The organism is Thauera terpenica 58Eu, assembly GCF_000443165.1.
GTDB classification, from domain to species: domain Bacteria; phylum Pseudomonadota; class Gammaproteobacteria; order Burkholderiales; family Rhodocyclaceae; genus Thauera; species Thauera terpenica.
This window is the reverse complement of the sequence record NZ_ATJV01000025.1, coordinates 1-287: the sequence shown is the minus strand read 5'-3', so window position 1 is coordinate 287 and position 287 is coordinate 1. Positions and strand designations below refer to the sequence as shown.

Here is a 287-nt window from a genome sequence, read left to right as displayed (position 1 = left end):
GGCGCCGCTGGTTTTTCTATTCCTAAGGCATGAAGCACCTCGTTCTGTTCCGTGCTGATCGTCGACACCCCCGCCACCGGTTCGCCGCCGTTCAGGCGCACGCGGTGATGCTGGATGCGCTGCAGTTGCTCAAGCGCGCGCTCGGGCGTGTAGCCCGCATCGGCGGCCTTGAGGCGACTGCGCATCACCCGGTGCAGGATCAGCGCCATGAAGCAGATCGACGCATGCGCGCGAATCCGCTCGGGCAGGCGGTGATACACCGGGCCGATCTCGATCTCGGACTTGAG

General features: G+C 65.2%; 1 pseudogene. It reads right to left on the bottom strand.

Features of this window, described 5'->3' with window-relative positions:
- Window positions 1–287, bottom strand: a pseudogene (locus M622_RS23925) (IS1634 family transposase); the annotation flags it as partial.